We start from the raw sequence: 18,678 nt of genomic DNA, 5'->3' as shown, positions 1-18,678 counted from the left end.
ACGTGCCGCCGCGGATCAGTCGAAATAGTTCTCCATCACCCCACGCCGGCGCACGTCCAGCGTGATGCAGTGGAACCCGCCGCCCATCATCTTGGAGTGGCGCAACTTGATGGGCATGACATCGATGCCCTCGCTTTCCAGCAGCTTGATCAGGGCCGACTGGTCGGCATCGACGGCGCAAAGATCGGGCCGGATGCTGAAGCAGTTCATGTCGATCCAGTCGCTGGCGATCGCCTTGTCGAGATAGTCGGCGCTGTAGCGTTCCGTGTTCTCCATCGGCGGGCTGTAGATAACCTTCCACTTGCCGTTCTTGAACATGTCCGGCAGTGTGTCCTCGTTGACGCGGGACGGATTGGCCAGCAGCAGGCCCGGCTTCAGCGCAACGAAGGTGGAATCGATGTGGCTGCCGTAATAGACGTCCTTGAAATAGTGGATGCGGAACTCGTCGCCGAGCATGGTCTGCAGCCACTGGCCGCCCATCTCGTTGCCGGTCGCGCTGACCAGGTAGAGCAGGTCGCGGCCGAAGCGCAGGATGTTGGCCGCATCGAAGGCGGGTTCGTCGTTGCGCGGCACGGGCTTGCTCATGTCGACGTCGAAGAGCGAGTCCAGCAGCATGGGCCTGGGCGCGCTGTACCAGCGGGCGCCGGCCTTCAGGTAATCCATCAGCATTTCGCGGTAGGAGAAGGTCTCCTGGGAGCGGCCGCGGATCACGCAGGGCGTTTCGATGATCTGGTCGCCGATGACGAGCATGATGTCGCGCGGGCAGTAGTTGTAGTAGCCCTCGGTCTCCCAGTTGATGGTGGAGAACTTGGCATCATGCGGCCATGTCGCCGGGCGGCGGACCTTGACGCCCTCGCCTTCCAGCGCCTTGACGAAGGTGTTCAGGTCTTCCTCGGCCTCGTCGATGATGTACTGGGGGAACGGCCCCTGCGGGATCTTGTCCAGCTCACGATCGGGATACTCGGCCAGCCGGGTGCTCGGGTCGGCGTAGGGGAACCGTGCGTTGAGCGGGTTGCCGACGACCACTTCCTCAAGCGGATCCCACTCGTTGCAGGACCAGACGGCCGGGATTGTCGTTGTCTCTGTCTTGGCGTCCATTTTTCTTCTCCCATTGCGGAAGGACGACCAGCCTGATCGGGGATCGGGGGCTTGCGTCATCCGCGTGCTGGACGGTCTTCAAATATGACTGCGCCTGTGCGGCCGCGTCACCAACGTGTCGAGCCGGCAAGGAAATTGGGCACTTCCAATGCCTTCCCTTTCGCGACGGCCTGCTCCAGGACCATGTTGCACACCGCAACGTCGAGGACGCCGAGACCGAAGGGCGAGAAGATCCGCGGCCGGGCCTTGTCCGGCCTGACCTTGCCCTCGAGGACATCGACGAGCGTTCCATCGACGAAGTCGCGGTTCCCGGTCTTCTGTTCGGCCAGGTGCACGGAGGTGTTGGCCTTCATGCAGTGCTCGACGTCATCGAGAATGTTCTGGGCACCCAGGATGATATCGGCCGAGATGTCGCGCAGCGACACGTGGAGCACGGTCGGCGCATGGTCGAACCAGGACGCGTCCTCGACGTAAGGCGTTGCTGAGGTGGTCGTGAACAGGACCAGCGACGACGCGCGGATCGCGCCCTCGAGGCTGTCGGCGATCTCGACCGCCTGGCCGTGCTCGGTGCGGAGCCAGTTGGCGAACCGGTCGGCTTCCGCGCGGCTCAGGTCGAAGAGGACGATCCGGTCGAACTTCCATTCGCGGAACAGCAGCCACTCGATCGTGGTGCGGGCGATGACCCCGGTGCCGACCACGCAGAGCGTGCCCTCGAAGGGCGCCGGCGCGAGGTTCTCCGCCGCGAGCGCCGCCGAGGCGGCCGTCCGCGTCGCGCTCGTCAGCGCCGCATCGAGGCAGGCCAGCGGGTAGCCGGTCGTGGCATCGTTGAGAATCTGGACCGCCGAGGCACGCGCCAGGTTGTCCTTGATGTTCTCGGGAAAGCTGGCGATCCACTTGATGCCGCTGCGCTGCACGTCGCCGCCCAGGTGGGCCGGCAGTGCTATGATGCGCGCACTGGGGTTGTCCGGATAGCGCAGGAAATAACTGTCGGGATTGACCGACTTCCCGGCCGCGTGCAGCCGGTAGGCCTTCTCGACCGTTGCGAAAATCTCTGCACGTGAACTCTCGACCATCTCCTTGACAACGTCACCACCAACCACATGAAATTTCGGGACAGTTCGCATTCAAGCTCCCTTTTGGAGCGCAATCCGGGCCAGACTGGATTGCCACCTTGCTCCATCTGTTCATTCACACTGCATTCCGGCCGCGCCGGCCGTTTCGGCCCGGGCGCCGGAACGCGTTACGCTTCCGCAACGATGCGTGGCTTGAACACTCTCTCCGTCCATTCGGCATTGTAGATCGTATCCAAGTACTTATCGCCCAGGTCCGGGGAAATCGCGACGATCTTGTCGCCCGGCGCGAAACTGCCGGCATAATTCTTGATCGCCGCCAGGACAGACCCGGTGCTGCCGCCAACGAGAAGATGGTAATCCCTGGCGAAAGCGAGGCAGGAGTTCACCGTCTGGCGTTCGTTGACGTAGACGATGTCGTCGGGCTCGGCGTAGTCGGCCAGGGGCGGTCGCACGCTGGTGCCGATGCCGGGGATGTTGCGCTTTCCGGCCACGCCACCGAAGGTGATCGACCCTTCGGGCTCGACCGCGATGATCTTCACGTCCGGGTAGATCTCGTGCAGGCGCCGCGAGACACCGCAAAGCGTTCCTGTCGTTCCCGAGCCGACGAAGACCCAGTCGACCTTCTCGAACTCCTCGGCGATCTCCATCGCCGTCTTGTTCATGTGGGCGCGCATGTTGGAGAGGTTGGCGTACTGGTTCAGCCATACCGCGTTCGGATCCGACTTCAGCATGTTGTCGATCATGCGAAGGCGCGTTTCGAGATAGCCGCCATGGGCGTCGATCTTGTCGACGACAACCACATTGGCACCGTAGAGCTGCATGCCGCGGATGTTGGCCTGGTTGGCATTCGGGTCGGTGACGCAGGTGAACTTGTAGCCCTTGGCGGCACAGACAAGGCTCAAGGCAATGCCGAGATTGCCGGACGAGGATTCGACAATGTTGGAGCGTCCCGGCTCGATTGCGCCTTCCTTCTCCAGGTCCTCGATCAGTCCGATCGCCGTCTTGATCTTTATCGACCCGGTGACGTTGAAGCCTTCCAACTTCAGATAGACGTCCTGTTCATCAAGGAAGTCCTTGAGCCGGTAAAACAGGTTCGTGAAGACTAACTCGATGGGTGAATTCACAATCATACTGCCACTCCTCTGCAGTGCCTTCGAAAGGCAAGAAGCCTTCCAAATTCACATCGGGTCCCCACAGGGTTATGGTTCATCAACTGATGAAGAATGACAAGTGTTTATCAGACAATAGGTTAATTCCTGTGCGATATGTCACACTACGAGCATGAAGGTGGCTCTGACTTGGGTGAAAATGATAAAAAAGGCGCCATCCGGATAAAAAAGCGGAGATGACGCCGGGCAGTACTCCAAGCCATTCAGGGTTGTTTGCTCAACCACCCTGGGTTGAGCATTCTATTCTTTAACCCTGCATTTTATTCTCGCGGCATCACCACCGGAGATTGCTGCACCAAGCCCACCCCCGGCGCGTCCCGGAGCCGGCCGGCATCATTTGCGCACGACCGATCCGCGCCATTGCGCGCTCTTGGCACGCACGCGATCCAGCCAGGCGCTGTCGGAGATTTCCCGCATCTTTTCCATGTCCACGTGCGGGCGGATCAGGGCCTCCACCGCATCCTGGACCTGTTCGTATTCCTCGCCACAGGTTTCGGCGCGTTCCTCGGGCAGGAACTTCAATTCCACGAGGCCCTGATAGGCCTCCGGATCCGAGCCGTAGGCCATGCAGAGGAGGTTGAAGGCGCGCTGCATCGGCGTGCTGTGCACCTCGGAAAACTCGGTATTGAACTGGTCCCGCGTCTGGGCCGCGCCGGCTGCCTGCGATTCCGTGTAGAAATTGTAGGCGGTACCGAAGACCAGGCGCTTGGCGATCTTCTCGTCGAACTGCAGGTAGATGTAGGCCGCGACCTGGTCGGCGGCATCCTCTTCGCGGCCCAAAAGCGGGATGCGCAGGATGTCGAAGAGCGCATGGGCAAATTCGTGCAGGATGGTATCCACCAGCGGGCCGATGACCGTATCGACGGTCTCGAACCGCTTGAACTGGATATCCTTCGGCATGGTGTCCACGAGCCGCTTCACCAGTTCGTAGCACATGGTGATCGTGTTATCGCCGTAGAAGGCATCGTCCTCGCCGGCACACTCGGAAAACTGGAAGACGACCTTGCGGGGCAGCTTGAAGGGGCTCAGGAAGATCTCCGTCTTTTCCAGCACCTGCTGCTGCCGGAGGATCTCGTACATCGGCTTGAAATCCGGATTGGCCGGCACCTTGTATTCGATGGCGATCTGGTCGGTCTTCGCCGCGGCGACCGCCGGAGCGGCCGTCATCGCCGCACCGGCCATCGCGGCCAGTGCCAGCGCAAGCTTCGAGACGGTTCCGGCCATGATCATCCTCCTCGGCGTACCAGTTTCCGGACCCAACGATAGCACAATAATCGCCGCTCCGCGCACCGAAGCCAGTCAATTTGTCTGCTGGCCGGCACCAATGCCCGGCTATACTGACCGAACAACTCTCACAGTACTGTGACAACACGCACAAGACGGCAGCGGCATGATGGCAAACCGCGGGGGCGAGGCCCGGCGGGCAGCGGGGTCATGTGGAACAGGGTGGCGGCCGGTGGAGGCTCAGGCGCCCGCCGTCCTTTTTTCATCCTCGCGTTCGGCCGCCTCGACGACACGCATGTCCTCGCGCATTTCCAGCCACATGGCGTTCAGGACCGCGAAACCGGCCGCGAGCGGAAGTCCCAGGAGCCAGGCAAAATACCACATCGATTGATCCTTTCCCGGCCGTCTCAGTAGACCGAATCGGAATTGGCGGTGACATCGTCGCTGGTCACCTTTCCCCAGAGCACCCTGTAGACCCAGGCCGTATAGGCGAGGATGAGCGGCATGAAGATGACGGTGACGACCAGCATGACGAACAGCGTCTGGTGGGATGACGAGGCATCCCAGACGGTCAGCGACGATCGCGGATCGATGGACGACGGCAGGATGAAGGGGAACATGGTCAGGCCCACCGTCGAGATGACCCCGAGGATGCCGAGCTTGGAAAACAGCAGGGCGGAGACCTCGCCGCCGCCACGCAGCCGCAGCACGGCGAGTGCCAGGCCGGCAAAGCCAAGGACCGGCGCGATGGCGATCCATGGACGCGCGCCATAGGCGGCGAGCCAGGACGTGTCGCGAGCGACCTCGGAGTGCAGCGGATTGGACGGGCCATCGACGGCCACGGCGCCGACGATGCGGTAGCCTTCCATGCCGAAAGCGAGCCACAGGCCGGCGAGCGCGAAGCCGGCGATGGCGACGATGCCGGCGACGGATCCGTAGCGGCGCGCACGCTCGGCCACCGGCCCGTCCGCCTTCACCGTCAGCCAGGCCGCGCCATGCATGAGCAGCATGGACAGGGACACCACGCCCGCCAGCAGGGCGAAGGGGTTCAGCAGCCCGAGGAACTTGGCGTAGAAGGCGCCCTCGTAAACGGGAAAGAGGTCGTCGGTCAGCCGGAAGGGAACGCCTTGCAGCACGTTGCCCACGGCGACGCCGAAGATGAGCGCCGGCACGGCGCCGCCGACGAAGAGCGCCCAGTCCCAGCCACTGCGCCAGGCCGCCTGCTCCCGCTTGGAGCGGTACTTGAAGCCGACCGGACGGAGGATGAGCGCGGCCAGGACCGCGAACATGGCAAGGTAGAAGCCGGAGAAGGAGACGGCGTAGAGTGGCGGCCAGGCGGCGAAGATGGCCCCGCCGCCAAGGATGAACCAGACCTGGTTGCCTTCCCAGACCGGGCCGACGGTATTGATGGCGATGCGGCGTTCCACGTCGGTCCTGGCGACGAAGGGCAGCAGCGCGCCGACCCCCATGTCGAAGCCGTCGGTCAGGGCGAAGCCGATCAGCAGGACGCCGAGCAGCAGCCACCAGATGACGCGAAGCGTATCGTAATCGACGAGTTGATAGAGGATCATGGCTCTTACTCCGCAGGAAGGGCACCGGGGACGTTGCCGTCGGTGGTGCGCAGGCGGTGTTCATGGCGAGCCATCCAGGCCCGTGTTTCCTCGACGTCGGCGGTCGGGCCCTTGCGGATGTACTTGATCATCAGACCCATCTCGATGACGAAGAGCACCGAGTAGAAGAGCACGAAGCCGGTCAGCGTGATCAGCAGGTCGCCGACGGACAGGTGCGAGACCGACAGGGCCGTCGGCAGGACTCCATCGACCGTCCACGGCTGACGGCCGAATTCGGCGACGAACCAGCCGAGTTCGGCGGCGATCCACGGCGCCGGAATGATGACCACGGCCAGGGTGAGTGCCCAGCGCGGGAAATCCATGCCGCGGAAGCTGGCCCGCCAGAAGAAATAGGCCATGACGGCGATGAAGGAAAAGCCCAGCGCGACCATGATCCGGAAGGCCCAGAACAGCGGCCAGACCGTGGGCACGGTGTCCTCGGCGGCCTGGCGTATCTGCGCTTCGCTGGCCTGGCGCGGGTCATCGACGTAGCGGCGCAGGAGAAGCGCGAAGCCGAGATCGGCGCTGTGCGCCTCGAAGGTCTTCTTCACGTCTTCCGGAACGTTGCCGCGGTTTTCACGGATGGCGACGAGCGCGTCATAGGCGGTGATGCCGGAACGCACGCGCTTCTCGGCCGTGTTCTCCAGTTCGGCGATGCCGGGGATTTGCTGGGTCAGCGAGCGGGTGCCGATCAGGCCCATGACATAGGGCACGTGGATGGCATAGCGGGTCTCGCGGGCCTGCTGGTCCGGAATGCCGAACAGGGTGAAGGGGGCCGGGGCCGGCTCGGTCTCCCACATGGCCTCGATGGCTGCCAGCTTCATTTTCTGCGAGTGGCTGGCCGAGTAGCCGGATTCGTCGCCCAGCACCACGACGGACAGGGCCGAGGCGAGGCCGAAGCTGGCGGCAACCGCGATGGAGCGGCGGGCCAGTTCGACATGGCGGCCCTTCAGCAGATACCAGGCCGAAACGCCGAGAACGAAGACCGAGGCGGTAACGTATCCGGCCGAAACGGTGTGGACGAACTTGGCCTGCGCCACCTCGTTGAACAGGACGTCGAAGAAACTGGTCATCTCCATGCGCATGGTCATGGGATTGAACGCCGCACCGACCGGGTTCTGCATCCAGCCGTTGGCGATGAGAATCCACAGGGCGGAAAAGTTCGAGCCGATGGCGACCAGCCAGGCGACGATGGCATGCTGGACTTTCGAAAGCCTGTCCCAGCCAAAGAAGAACAGACCGACGAAGGTCGCTTCCAGGAAGAAGGCCATGAGACCCTCGATGGCCAGCGGCGCGCCGAATATGTCCCCGACATAGTGGCTGTAATAGCTCCAGTTCATGCCGAACTGGAATTCCATGGTGATGCCGGTGGCGACACCGAGAACGAAATTGATCCCGAACAGCGTACCCCAGAACTTGGTCATCTGGCGCCAGATGGGCCGGTTCGTCATCACGTAGACGGTTTCCATGATCGCGACGATGATGGAGAGACCGAGCGTGAGCGGCACGAACAGGAAGTGATAAAGGGCCGTCATCGCGAATTGCAGGCGTGACAGCTCGACGATGTCGATATCCATGGGAGAAACTCCGTTCGTCGACTGTTGTGCAAAGATGTACACCTAATACATCTTAATACAATGATGTATGTTGTCGCACCGGCCAGCCGACCTTGACCCAGGTCAATATCCTGTATCAAGAATGCATTTTATGACCCGATCGTGACGCAGCGGCCCGCAAATGCCTTTTCCGCCTCCCGGTGCGACGCCAGCAGAATGGCCGCCCGCGGCAACATGGCGCGGATGCCAGCCAGCACGCCATCGGCGGTTTCCCGGTCGAGACCTTCCGTCGGTTCGTCGAGCAGGAGAACGGCGGGCCGGCGAAGGAGGGTTCGAGCCAGCGCCAGCCGGCGCGCTTCACCCCCCGATAGACCGGCGCCGGATTCGCCGAGCGGGCTGTCCAGTCCGCCCCGCGCGGCAATCACGCCTTCCAGCCGGGCGGCGCGCAGCACCGCCCATGCCTCCTCTTCGGCCAGACCCGGCCGGGCCAAGGCGAGATTTTCCCGGATCGTGCCGCTGACGAGCTGGCTGCGTTGCGGCAGCATGGTCACGAGACCGCGCAAGGCGGTGCCATCCATGGCACCCAGGGGCAAGCCGGCGACCCGCACCTCGCCCGATTGCGGCGCGACCAGCCCGGCGGCCATGGCCAGCAGCGTCGATTTGCCACTGCCACTGCGGCCGGTCAGGGCCACCGTTTCCCCCGGTGCAACCGTCACGGTGACGGCGTCGACGACCGGGGCGGCAGCGTTCGGATAGGCAAACGTGACAGCCCTCAGTTCCAGGCCCCGGGAAATGTCCACCGCGCCCGATTCCGATGCCTCCAGGACCGGCACTGCCGCCGTTTCCTCGAGTAGCGGCGCCATGCGTCCGGCAGCATCGGCCATGCGGCCATATTCGGCCAGGCCGCGCCGCAAGGGCGCAACCACCTCGCCCAGCGCCAGCGTGACGAAAAAGCCCAGGGCGGCAAGCGGCGCATCCACGGTTCCCGCGCGGACCAGCGCCGCACCGAGGAGCAGGGCGCCGGCCAGCGCCACCAGTTCGGCCAGTGCAATGGCGCCCCCCGTGACGCGCTCGACGCGATCCTGCGCGAGGCGTGCGGCGGAGCGGCGACGGGCCGCGGCCTGCGCCAGCTTCAGCCACCGGTCGAGACGGCCGGCAACGGCCAGTTCCCGGCGGCCGCGAAGCAGGTCGGCGACCCGGATCCGGCACGCGTCCAGGAAAATCTGCCCTGCCCGCGACGGCTTGCGGGCAAAGCAGAAGACCCATGCCAGCGCCGCAAGCGTTCCCGCCAGATAACTCAAGGCCAGCCACCACACGAGCGAAGCACCGACGAGGACCCAGAGCAGGCCGAAGACCAGTGCGAGGGCCAGCAGGCCGGAAACGACAGGGATCACCAGGCGCAGCGCGACACCGTCCAGCGCATCGACATCCATGGTCAGGCGGTTGACGCGTTCGGCCGTTCTCTGGGCCAGGATCCGGTCGAAAGGCTGTGCCGCCAGCGCACGCAGCAGCCGAATGCGCAGGGCGGCGAGACTGCGCAGCACCGCGTCATGGGTCAGAACCCGTTCACCGTAGCGGGCGGCGGTCCGCCCCAGCGCGAGGAAGCGCACTCCGGCGCTCGGCCGGAAGAAATCGAAGCCGATGCCGATGCCCGCCAGCCCGGCCACGCCGGCGGCGGTGATGAACCAGCCGGACAGGCCCAGCAGCCCGGCGCCCGCCACCAGTACGATGAAAGCGAGCAGCGCGCCCCGCAGGAGCGACCAGGCCTGCGGTTTCATGACGACCCAGGCAATCCGCAACAACCGCATCATTGCCGGGCCTCCAGGTCGATGCGCTGATGCATCCTTTCGGCGAGGGCCAGATCGTGGGTCGCCACGACCAGCGTCGCGCCGGCGCGATGGGCGGCGAGAAGCGCGTCCGTCACCTGGGCGGCGGTCGCGGCATCGAGGTCGGCCGTCGGCTCGTCGGCGAGGATGACGTCGGCCCCCTTGCAAAGGGCACGGGCGACAAGGATGCGCCGCGCTTCGCCGCCCGAAACGCCTTGACCCAGTTCGCCAAGGCGGGTCCGTTCGCCATCAGGCATGGCAGCCATGGCCTCAACCAGTCCCGCCTCCCCCGCCGCGGCGGAAAACCGCGCGGCATCGGCGCGGGTGCCGAGCACCACGTTGGCCTGCAGGGTCGCGTTCAGGAAGTGCGGCGCCTGCCCGACCCAGCCGATGCGGGCGCGCCAGGCGTCCGCCACTGCCTCGTCAAGGGGAATTCCGGCGACCTCGACCCAGCCTTCGCCCGGGCGCAGAAGGCCGGCCAGGAGCGCGAGCAGCGTCGACTTGCCGGACCCGCTCGGTCCGGTCACCGCGACCGATTGCCCCGCCGCGATTTCGACGTCCGGCAGGTCCAGCGTGCGTCCGCCCTGTGGCGCCCAGGCGAGGCCATGTGTCCGGATGGTGGCCGGACCGGGCAGCGGGGCCGCAGCACCGCCCTGCCCCAGGATCCCTGCATGCATTCCGGTTTCTGCCGCGGCCAGTTCGCCGGCGACGGCGAGCGCGGCTGCCCGGTCATGCCAGGCGGCGGCGAAGTCGCGCAGCGGCTGGAAGAATTCCGGCGCCAGCAGGAGAAGAAAAATCCCTTCCCCCAGGCCGAGCGGCGCGCCCCAGGTGCCGAACCGGATTTCACCCAGCAGCGAAAAGCCGACAAGGACCGCCATCATGGCGACACCGAGCGCCGCGAACAGCTCCAGCACTGCCGACGACAGGAAGGCGATGCGCAGAACGGCCATGGTGCGCGCCCGCAATCGCTCGGCCGCGCGGGCGAAATCCGCCACCACGTTGCCGGTGGCGTCGAGCAGGATCATGTCCGGCATGGCGCGGATGCGTTCGGCCAGAAGCGTGTTCATGGATCCGATCTCGCGCATCTGGCGTTCGCTGGCCTCGCGGGCAGCCATACCGATCAACGCCATGAACAGCGGGATCAGCGGCCCGGCGACCAAGAGGATCAGGGCTGCCGCCCAGGACGTGACAGCCGCCAGCAGGAGGATGACGGGCGGGACGACCGCCATCCTCAGTGTGGCCGGCCTGTAGCGCGTCATCCAGGGCGCAACGGCATCCAGGCGCTCGGCCGCCAGAGAGGCGAGATCGGCGGAAGGCAGGGCATCGCCACCGGCCAGGGCTGCCTTTCCGATCAACCCGGATCGCGCGGATTCGAGCGCATCTTCCGCGGCGCGGACCAGACTTCCTTCGGCAACGGCATTGATGGCGATGCGGGCCATGCCGAGGACCACGAAGGCCGCCACCAGCCCGGCCGGGGCCGGACCGTCCGGATCCGGAGTGACGAACGAGGCCAGCAGTTCCGCGACAAGCCAGGCCTGCAGGAGCCAGACGAGCGATGCCAGGGTTGCCGCGACCGAAGCGGTCAGCACGCGGCGGCGCACCGGCCTTTCGATCTGGCGCAGTCGATCTTCGGGGCTGGGTTCGGGACGATCCATCGGGTGCGGGCCATTCTCCTGTCGGCCAGGCTGGAGCCGCGCGGGCCGGCTCGCGGCGGCAGGCAGGCGGCATCACCGGCCATGTTGGTGTTCCGGCGGGCGAACACAACGGCTCATGCCGGGCGGCGCGCCGGTTCGCGTATCCGCCGGGCTCGTTCCCGGCCCGCAGGATGCCTATATAGTTGCAACCAACAGAACGAAAGGACCGAGAATGGACACCATTGCCCTGCCAACCAGCTGGAAAACCGACGTCCTGCACTTCTGGTTCGACGAGTTGACCCCGGAGGACTGGTTCAACGGGTCCGATACGCTTGACGGCACGATCACGCGGCGCTTTCGCGAAATCCATGACCAGGTGGCGCATCAACCGCCGGATGACGTCTGGCACGAGGCGGACTCGGCGCTCGCCGCGATCATCGTGCTCGACCAGTTCCCGCGCAACATGTTCCGGCGCCAGGCACGCGCCTTCGCAACCGATACGCTGGCCGCGCAGATCACCCACAACGCGGTGGACAAGGGGCTGGACCGATCGCTGGACGATGACCGCAAGCAGTTTCTCTACATGCCACTCATGCATTCGGAGCGGCTCGACGACCAGGAGCGCTGCGTCTCGCTGTTCGAGGCGCTCGGACGGGAGAAGAACCTGGAATTCGCCCGCGAACACCGCGACGTGATTGCCCGCTTCGGGCGGTTTCCGCATCGCAACGAAGCGCTTGGCCGGTCGAGCAGCGAGGACGAACTGGCCTACCTGGAGGAAGCCCGGCGCTACGGGCAGTAGCGCGAGCGCATCTTTGACCTTTACGTCAATGTAAGTTTCACGTATGAGCGTTGGCTGATTTTCCTGCCATTCTGCTAATCTGACTTCTGCCAACGGCCGGCATCACACCATTCTCCGGGGAGGAACCCATGACCGCCAAAACGGCCTCTGACAAACCCTGGCTCGCAAGCTATCCGGACGGCATCCCAGCCGATATCGGGCCGCTGAGCGCCCGTTCGCTGGGTGACCTGCTGGAGACGGCCTGCAAGAGCTACGCGTCGCGGCCCGCCTTTTCCTGCATGGGCAAGACGATCTCCTACAGCGACCTGCTGGACGCGTCCTCGGCCATCGGCGCGTTCCTGCAGAAGCAGGGGCTGAAGCCCGGCGCCCGCGTGGCCCTGATGATGCCCAACATCCTGCAATACCCGATCGCCATGATGGGCGTGCTGCGGGCCGGCTACGTGGTGGTCAACGTCAACCCGCTCTACACGCCGCGGGAACTGGAGCACCAGCTCAAGGACTCCGGCGCCGAAGCGGTCATCATCCTGGAGAACTTCGCGTCGACGCTGGAGGCGGTGGTCAAGCGGACGCCGGTCAAGACGGTGATCGTGGCGAGCATGGGCGACATGCTGGGCGGCCTGAAGGGAACGATCGTCAATTTCGTCGTCCGTCACATCAAGAAGATGGTGCCGGCCTGGTCGCTGCCCGGACACGCGACATTCAAGGGGGCGCTGGCGCAGGGACGCCAATCCGGCTTCAAGGCCGCCGACGTGGGCCCCGACGACACGGCCTTCCTGCAATATACCGGCGGAACGACCGGCGTGTCGAAGGGCGCGCAACTGCTTCATCGCAACGTCATGGCCAACGTGGCGCAGAATTCGCTCTGGCTGCAGTCGGCCTATGTCGGCCGGGCGCAGCCGGAGAACATGATCTATATCTGCGCGCTACCGCTCTACCACATCTTCGCGCTGACGGTGAACGCGCTGATGGGCATGCAGCAGGGCGCGCTCAACGTGCTGATCCCCAACCCGCGCGACATCCCGGCCTTCGTCAAGGAGATCGGCGGATACCGGTTCCACGTCTTCCCGGGGCTGAACACACTCTTCAACGCCCTCCTGAACAACGAGGATTTCCGCAAGCTCGACTTTTCCAACCTGATCCTGACGCTGGGCGGCGGCATGGCCGTGCAGCGCGCCGTGGCCGAGCGCTGGAAGCAGGTAACGGGCAATGTCATCTCGGAAGGCTACGGCCTGTCGGAAACCTCGCCGGTGGCGACGGCCAACCGGTTCGATGCGACGGAGTTCTCCGGCACGATCGGCATGCCGATTCCCGGCACCGAGATCGCCATCCGTGACGAGGAGGGACAGGATGTTCCGCTCGGCGATGTCGGCGAAATCTGCATCCGCGGTCCGCAGGTGATGTCCGGCTACTGGAACCGCCCGGATGAAACGGCGCGGGTGTTCACCGAGGATGGCTATTTCAAGTCCGGCGACATGGGCTTCATGGACGACAAGGGCTACGTGAAGATCGTCGACCGCAAGAAGGACATGATCCTGGTCTCCGGCTTCAACGTCTATCCGACCGAGATCGAGGATGTCATGGCCCAGCATCCGGGCATCCTCGAATGCGCCGCCATCGGCGTGCCCGACGAGCATTCCGGCGAGGTGCCGAAGATCTTTGTCGTGCGCAAGGACCCAGCGCTGAGCGAAGCCGACATCATCGCCTTCGCGAAGGAGAACCTGACGGGCTACAAGCGGCCCCGCCACGTGGAATTCCGCGAAGAGTTGCCGAAGTCCAACGTCGGAAAGATCCTGCGGCGCGAACTGCGCGACTGAGGCCAGGTCCGGTTTTCGTTTCGTTGTTTTTCGCACTTCCGGACGCGAAACCGGTTTCCACGTTCACTTGAATTGCTCCAGCGACGAAACAGGCGGCGAAAGCCGCCTTTTTCATGCCGTTTCGCGGGTTGCCAGGTAGGCCGGCAGGTCGGCGACGCTGTCGAGAACGACGTCGGCGAGAGAGGCGAGGTCCTGCCTGGCCGACGTTCCGCTGAGCACACCGACGGCCAGTCCCGCACCGGCCCGGCGGGCGGCTTCGAGGTCATGGACATTGTCGCCGACCATGGCGACAGCGGCCAGCGGCACGGACGCATCTTCTGCAAAGGCTTCGACCATGTCCGGCCAGGGTTTCGGGCGGGGCACGGAATCATATCCGAGGATGGCCGTGAAAAGATGGTCGAGGCCCAGGCCCGTCATCGTGCGCCTGGCGCCGCGGGCGGAATCGTTCGTTGCGATGCCGAGCGTCCGGCCGCCGGCCCGCAGCCCCTGCAGCGCATCCGGGATCCCGGCCAGGGCAACGGCATGGTCGCCGCCATGGCTCGACGCACGGTCATCGAGCGCGGTGGTGTATGCGGCCAGCGCAGACGCCGGCACGTCCGGCCAGAGGATGGCCGCCATGTCGGCACCGGTTCCCGCCGCCAGCACCGAACCGGCGCGGAAGCGATCGGTTTCCGGGTCGAGACCAAGACGCGCCAGCATCCGCTTCATGCGCTCCGGATCGCCGGCGGCGGCCTCGGCGACCATGACCCGGGCGAAGGGCGCCCAGGTGGCATGAAAGTCGATCAGCGTCCCGTCCTTGTCGAAGAGGACCGCGCGAATATCCATCGCCTCAGGCCTCGCGCAGGCGGGCGAGCGCCGTGACGAGGCCGGCGGTCGAACTGTCGCGGCCTTCAGGCTTCGCCTCGCCCTTGACCACCGGGAGCAGCGCGGTCGCCAGTTCCTTGCCCAGTTCCACGCCCCACTGATCATAGGCGTTGATGCCGAACAGGGCCGCCTCGACGAAGGCGCGATGCTCGTAGAGCGCGATGAGGCGGCCGAGTGCGAAGGGCGTCAATTGGCGATGCAGGATGGTGATCGAGGGCCGGTTGCCGGGAAAGCTTCGATGGCGCGCCAGGAATTCGGCCTCGTCGCCGGACAGCCCCTTGTCCCGCGCCTGTTCCAGTGCCTCCTCAAACGTGCGCCCGCGCATCAGGGCCTCGGCCTGGGCAAGGCAATTGGCCATGAGCAGGGGATGATGTTCGCCGCTGGCGGCCTCGTGCGGCGTGGCAGCGAGGATGAACTCGACGGGGATGATGTCGGTCCCCTGGTGGATCAACTGGAAGAAGGCATGCTGGCCGTTGGTTCCGGGTTCGCCCCATACGATGGGGCCCGTGACCCCGTCCACCGGGTCGCCGTCACGGGTAACGCCCTTGCCGTTGGATTCCATGTCGAGCTGCTGGAGGTAGGCCGGAAGGCGGTCGAGACGCTGGTCGTACGGGATGACGGCGCGCGTCGGCCAGCCGCAGACCCGGCGGTTCCAGTAGCCGATCAACCCCAGGATGACCGGCAGGCTGGATTCCAGCGGCGCGGTGCGGAAATGGCGGTCCATGGAGCGGGCGCCGGCAAGGAAGGCGCGGAAATCGTCCGCACCGATGGCGATCATGACCGGCAGGCCGATGGCCGACCAGACCGAGTAGCGGCCGCCGACCCAATCCCAGAAGCCGAAGACCCGGTCGGCGGGAATTCCGAAGGCGGCCACCTTGTCCAGCGCCGTGGACACGGCGGCGAAGTGCTGGCCGACGGCCTCCTCGCCCAGGGCGCCGGCAATCCAGGCGCGGGCCGATGCCGCGTTGGTCATCGTCTCCACGGTGGTGAAGGTCTTGGAGGCGATGATGAACAGGGTTGTCCGGGGGTCGAGGCCGGCCAGCGTGTCGGCCATGTGGGCGCCATCGACATTCGACACGTAATGGAGGCGCGGTCCGTCGTGGTAGGGGGCGAGGGCGTGCGTCACCATCACCGGCCCAAGGTCGGATCCGCCGATGCCGATGTTGACGATATCGGTCAGGGCCTTGCCCGTGGCGCCGGTCAGCCGCCCGCTGCGCACGGCATCGGCGAAATTCGCCATGGCATCCAGGACCGCATGAACGCCCGGCATGACATCCTCGCCATCGACGGCAAATCCGTCCTCCGGCGCGCCGCGCAGGGCCACGTGGAGCACGGCCCTGCCCTCGGTGCTGTTGATCGGCTGGCCGGCGAACATGGCATCGCGCAGGGCCTCGACGCCGGCCGCCCGCGCCGCATCGAAGAGCGCTTCCATCGCGGCATCGTCGATCCGGCTCTTCGACCAATCCAGAAGCAGGTCATCCAGGGTCAGGCTGAAACGGGAAAAACGGTCCGGATCAGCGGCAAAGACATCGCGCAGGTGCATGCCCGACAGGCGCCCGGCATGGCTGGCCAACTCGGCGCTGGCTTCGGCAAAACGTTTTTCGTCCACGGTCATGGTCTCCAGGGATGGCAGGAAAAGTGCGATCTTCGGCCGGCACTATATCCGCTCTTTTAAACCGATTAAAGTCGCATCGGCCAGCGGCGCGAACCGGCGGCGCGCCGCAACCCGTGCGGGGGCGGACTTTGGTGCCATGGACAAGCGCCCGCGCATGGCTTAGCTCGAAGGCACCTTATCTCGAACGGGAGGAGATTGACCATGGCCGTCGAAATGGAAGGACAGGAGCGGATTGCCGCGCCCGTGCAGACCGTGTGGGAAGCGCTGAACGATCCGGAGATCCTGCGCGCCTGCATTCCAGGCTGTGAATCGCTGGAAAAGACGTCCGACACGGACATGGAAGCGGTCGTCGCGTTGAAGATCGGGCCGATCAAGGCCCGTTTCAACGGCGCCGTCGAACTCGTCAACCTCAACCCGCCGCATTCCTACACCATCCAGGGCGAAGGCAAGGGCGGGATCGCCGGCTTCGCCAAGGGCGGGGCCGACGTGAAGCTGGAAGAGGACGGCGATGGCACGCTCCTCTCCTACGTGGCCAAGGCCGATGTCGGCGGCAAGATGGCCCAGCTGGGCAGCCGGCTGATCGTCTCGACGTCGAAGAAGCTGGCGGGCCAGTTCTTTTCCAACCTGAACGCGAAGATCACCGGCGCCTGACTGGCGCCGGTTCCCGCCCGATGAGTCAGCGCCCGGTGTATTTCGCCGGGCGCTTTTCCAGGAAGGCCGAGACGCCTTCGCGGTAATCGCCCGAGTATCCCGCTTCGCGCTGGAGTTCTCGCTCCAGGTCCAGTTGCTGGTCCAGGGAATTGACCGAGGCCGCCTGGATCGCCTGCTTGGTCAGGGCGAGCGCCCGGGTGGGCCCGCTGGCCAGGCTGGCACACAGGCCATGCGCCTCGTCCATCAAGTCCGCATCATCGACGGCTTTCCAGATCAGGCCCCAGTCGGCGGCCTGTTCGGCGGGCAAGGGCTCGGCGGTCAGCGCCAGGGCCTTGGCCCGCGCTTCGCCGAGGAAGCGGGCGAGCCAGTAGGTTCCGCCGGAATCCGGGACAAGGGCTATCTTGGCAAAGGCCTGGATGAAGCGGGCCGAGCGCGCCGCCAGGACAATGTCGCAGGCAAGGGCGATGTTCGCGCCGGCACCGGCCGCGACCCCGTTCACCGCGCAGATCACCGGAACCTCGAGCGCGCGGATCTGGCGAACGAGGGGATTGTAATAGGCTTCGATCGTTGCGCCGAGATCGGGATTTTCGCCGCTCATACCGGTATCGCGATCGGAAAGATCCTGGCCTGCACAGAAACCACGGCCGGCACCTGTGAGGAGCACGGCACGGCAGTCATCATCCCTGGCGCATTCGGCCAGGGCCGCCTTCAGCTGCCGGTGCTGCTCCACGTTGAACGCATTCAGCTTGTCCGGCCGGTTCAGGGTGATCACCGTGTAACCGTCCCTGCGTTCGGTGAGCACGCATTGCTCTGTCATCCTGTCCTCCCTCGCGGATCTCCGCCCGTGGATCAGCCCGCCGGTTCGTTACGGGTCTGCCATGAAAGGCCAGAGTTTCGTCACACGAGGCTGACGAGGTCAAGTCAGAACTTTCCGACGGCGTTGAGGAAGACGCCCTGGTCGTTGAGGGTTATGTCTCGCAGGTCGTCGGTGAAGCGACCGAAGTTGTATCCGACGCCGAGCTTGAAGTTGTCGCCCATGTGGCGGTAGGCGCCGGCGAGGAAGCCGTAGTCGGCGGTCTTCGATCCGGGCAGGTAGAGCACGCGGGCCTCGGCCAGCAGGTCCCACTTTTTCACCACGTGGACGTCGGCGCGCAGGATGCCGAGATGGGCATCGGCCCGCGACCATGCGCCCGTCGTCCTGTCGAGGCTTCGGCCGAGCCGCATGCCGTACTTGCCGCCCAGCGTCAGCCAGCGGTTGATGTCGTAGTTGGCGTCGGCCGACAGGATGTGGCTCTGCTGGCCGGGACCGTTGAGGTCGCCGGCGGCATTGACCTGGGACGCGCCGGGGATGTCGTGCAGGAAGGTATACTTGAACAGCACGTTGAGGCGGTCGTTGTCGACCGGCCGGTAGGCGGCCGCCAGCGAGGCCTCGGCATATTCGCCGTTGCGCAGCGTCGAGGCGCCCTTGGCGTCGGCGAACAGCACGTCGGCACTGGCCTGCAGGGTCAGCGCCTCGTCGGGCGTCCAGCCGACCTTGACGCCGCCGGCCCAGGTGTCGGCGTCGCGGCTGCCGTCGGACGAGCGCTCGCGGCGGAACTCGCCGCGCAGGCGCGCCGTCAGCCCGTCGTCCTCGCCCTTGTAGGTCGCCGCCGTGGAGAGGGCGAAGCGGTCGAAGTCCGACGCCTTGACCCCGCCGACGATGCGGTCGTCGCGGATCTGCCCGCTCTCGAACCCGCCGGTCAGCG

At 65.4% G+C, this 18,678-nt stretch carries 16 protein-coding genes; 3 read left to right on the top strand and 13 right to left on the bottom strand.

Annotation, left to right across the window (positions count from 1 at the left end; all coding sequences use genetic code 11):
* Positions 1–15 precede the first annotated feature (15 nt).
* The 9 genes from CSC94_RS22910 to cydD form a co-directional block, all read right to left on the bottom strand.
* On the bottom strand, positions 16–1,098 hold the full coding sequence (locus CSC94_RS22910) for an amidinotransferase (protein WP_205853402.1): 1,083 nt from the start codon (positions 1,096–1,098) through the stop codon (positions 16–18).
* A 107-nt stretch (positions 1,099–1,205) separates the two neighbouring features.
* On the bottom strand, positions 1,206–2,222 hold the full coding sequence (gene sbnB / locus CSC94_RS22905; protein ID WP_099308703.1) for a 2,3-diaminopropionate biosynthesis protein SbnB: 1,017 nt from the start codon (positions 2,220–2,222) through the stop codon (positions 1,206–1,208).
* 116 nt (positions 2,223–2,338) lie between these two features.
* Positions 2,339–3,301 (bottom strand): 2,3-diaminopropionate biosynthesis protein SbnA, encoded by a 963-nt coding sequence (gene sbnA / locus CSC94_RS22900; RefSeq protein ID WP_099308702.1) that lies wholly within the window; start codon positions 3,299–3,301, stop codon positions 2,339–2,341.
* Positions 3,302–3,673: 372 nt separating this feature from the next.
* Positions 3,674–4,564, bottom strand: coding sequence for a DUF4344 domain-containing metallopeptidase (locus CSC94_RS22895; protein WP_165784564.1), 891 nt, complete (start codon positions 4,562–4,564; stop codon positions 3,674–3,676).
* A 240-nt stretch (positions 4,565–4,804) separates the two neighbouring features.
* Entirely contained in the window at positions 4,805–4,948 is a 144-nt protein-coding gene (cydX, locus tag CSC94_RS22890) for a cytochrome bd-I oxidase subunit CydX (protein ID WP_099308700.1), read from the bottom strand.
* A 23-nt stretch (positions 4,949–4,971) separates the two neighbouring features.
* Positions 4,972–6,135: a cytochrome d ubiquinol oxidase subunit II gene (cydB, locus tag CSC94_RS22885; protein ID WP_099308699.1), complete on the bottom strand. Its 1,164-nt coding sequence runs from the start codon at positions 6,133–6,135 to the stop codon at positions 4,972–4,974.
* A 5-nt stretch (positions 6,136–6,140) separates the two neighbouring features.
* Positions 6,141–7,751 (bottom strand): cytochrome ubiquinol oxidase subunit I, encoded by a 1,611-nt coding sequence (locus CSC94_RS22880; RefSeq protein ID WP_099308698.1) that lies wholly within the window; start codon positions 7,749–7,751, stop codon positions 6,141–6,143.
* A gap of 128 nt (positions 7,752–7,879) precedes the next feature.
* Positions 7,880–9,541, bottom strand: coding sequence for a thiol reductant ABC exporter subunit CydC (gene cydC, locus CSC94_RS22875; protein ID WP_099308697.1), 1,662 nt, complete (start codon positions 9,539–9,541; stop codon positions 7,880–7,882).
* On the bottom strand, positions 9,538–11,211 hold the full coding sequence (cydD, locus tag CSC94_RS22870; protein WP_099308696.1) for a thiol reductant ABC exporter subunit CydD: 1,674 nt from the start codon (positions 11,209–11,211) through the stop codon (positions 9,538–9,540). Before cydD ends, cydC begins: the two co-directional genes overlap by 4 nt.
* Before the next feature lie 211 nt (positions 11,212–11,422).
* Here cydD and CSC94_RS22865 point away from each other — a divergent pair, with 211 nt between their 5' ends.
* Positions 11,423–11,989 (top strand): DUF924 family protein, encoded by a 567-nt coding sequence (locus tag CSC94_RS22865; protein ID WP_099308695.1) that lies wholly within the window; start codon positions 11,423–11,425, stop codon positions 11,987–11,989.
* 128 nt (positions 11,990–12,117) lie between these two features.
* A complete protein-coding gene (locus CSC94_RS22860; protein WP_099308694.1) occupies positions 12,118–13,803 on the top strand; it encodes a long-chain-fatty-acid--CoA ligase in 1,686 nt (561 codons plus the stop codon).
* Positions 13,804–13,914: 111 nt separating this feature from the next.
* Here the strand turns inward: CSC94_RS22860 and CSC94_RS22855 are convergent, their stop codons facing one another.
* A complete protein-coding gene (locus CSC94_RS22855) occupies positions 13,915–14,628 on the bottom strand; it encodes an HAD family hydrolase (RefSeq protein ID WP_099308693.1) in 714 nt (237 codons plus the stop codon).
* A 4-nt stretch (positions 14,629–14,632) separates the two neighbouring features.
* Positions 14,633–16,282 (bottom strand): glucose-6-phosphate isomerase, encoded by a 1,650-nt coding sequence (pgi, locus tag CSC94_RS22850; RefSeq protein ID WP_099308692.1) that lies wholly within the window; start codon positions 16,280–16,282, stop codon positions 14,633–14,635.
* A gap of 201 nt (positions 16,283–16,483) precedes the next feature.
* Here pgi and CSC94_RS22845 point away from each other — a divergent pair, with 201 nt between their 5' ends.
* A complete protein-coding gene (locus tag CSC94_RS22845; protein ID WP_099308691.1) occupies positions 16,484–16,933 on the top strand; it encodes an SRPBCC family protein in 450 nt (149 codons plus the stop codon).
* A 25-nt stretch (positions 16,934–16,958) separates the two neighbouring features.
* Here CSC94_RS22845 and paaG read toward each other — a convergent pair whose 3' ends face one another.
* Together paaG and CSC94_RS24740 are read right to left on the bottom strand one after the other, a co-directional pair.
* Entirely contained in the window at positions 16,959–17,750 is a 792-nt protein-coding gene (paaG, locus tag CSC94_RS22840) for a 2-(1,2-epoxy-1,2-dihydrophenyl)acetyl-CoA isomerase PaaG (protein WP_099308690.1), read from the bottom strand.
* A 104-nt stretch (positions 17,751–17,854) separates the two neighbouring features.
* The coding region (locus CSC94_RS24740) for a transporter (protein ID WP_342585974.1) at positions 17,855–18,678 on the bottom strand (824 nt) is incomplete at its 5' end.

The sequence above is a fragment of the Zhengella mangrovi genome (assembly GCF_002727065.1).
GTDB classification, from domain to species: Bacteria; Pseudomonadota; Alphaproteobacteria; order Rhizobiales; family Rhizobiaceae; genus Zhengella; species Zhengella mangrovi.
The sequence above is the reverse complement of the archived record's forward strand: the minus strand, read 5'-3'. Positions and strand labels throughout refer to the sequence as shown.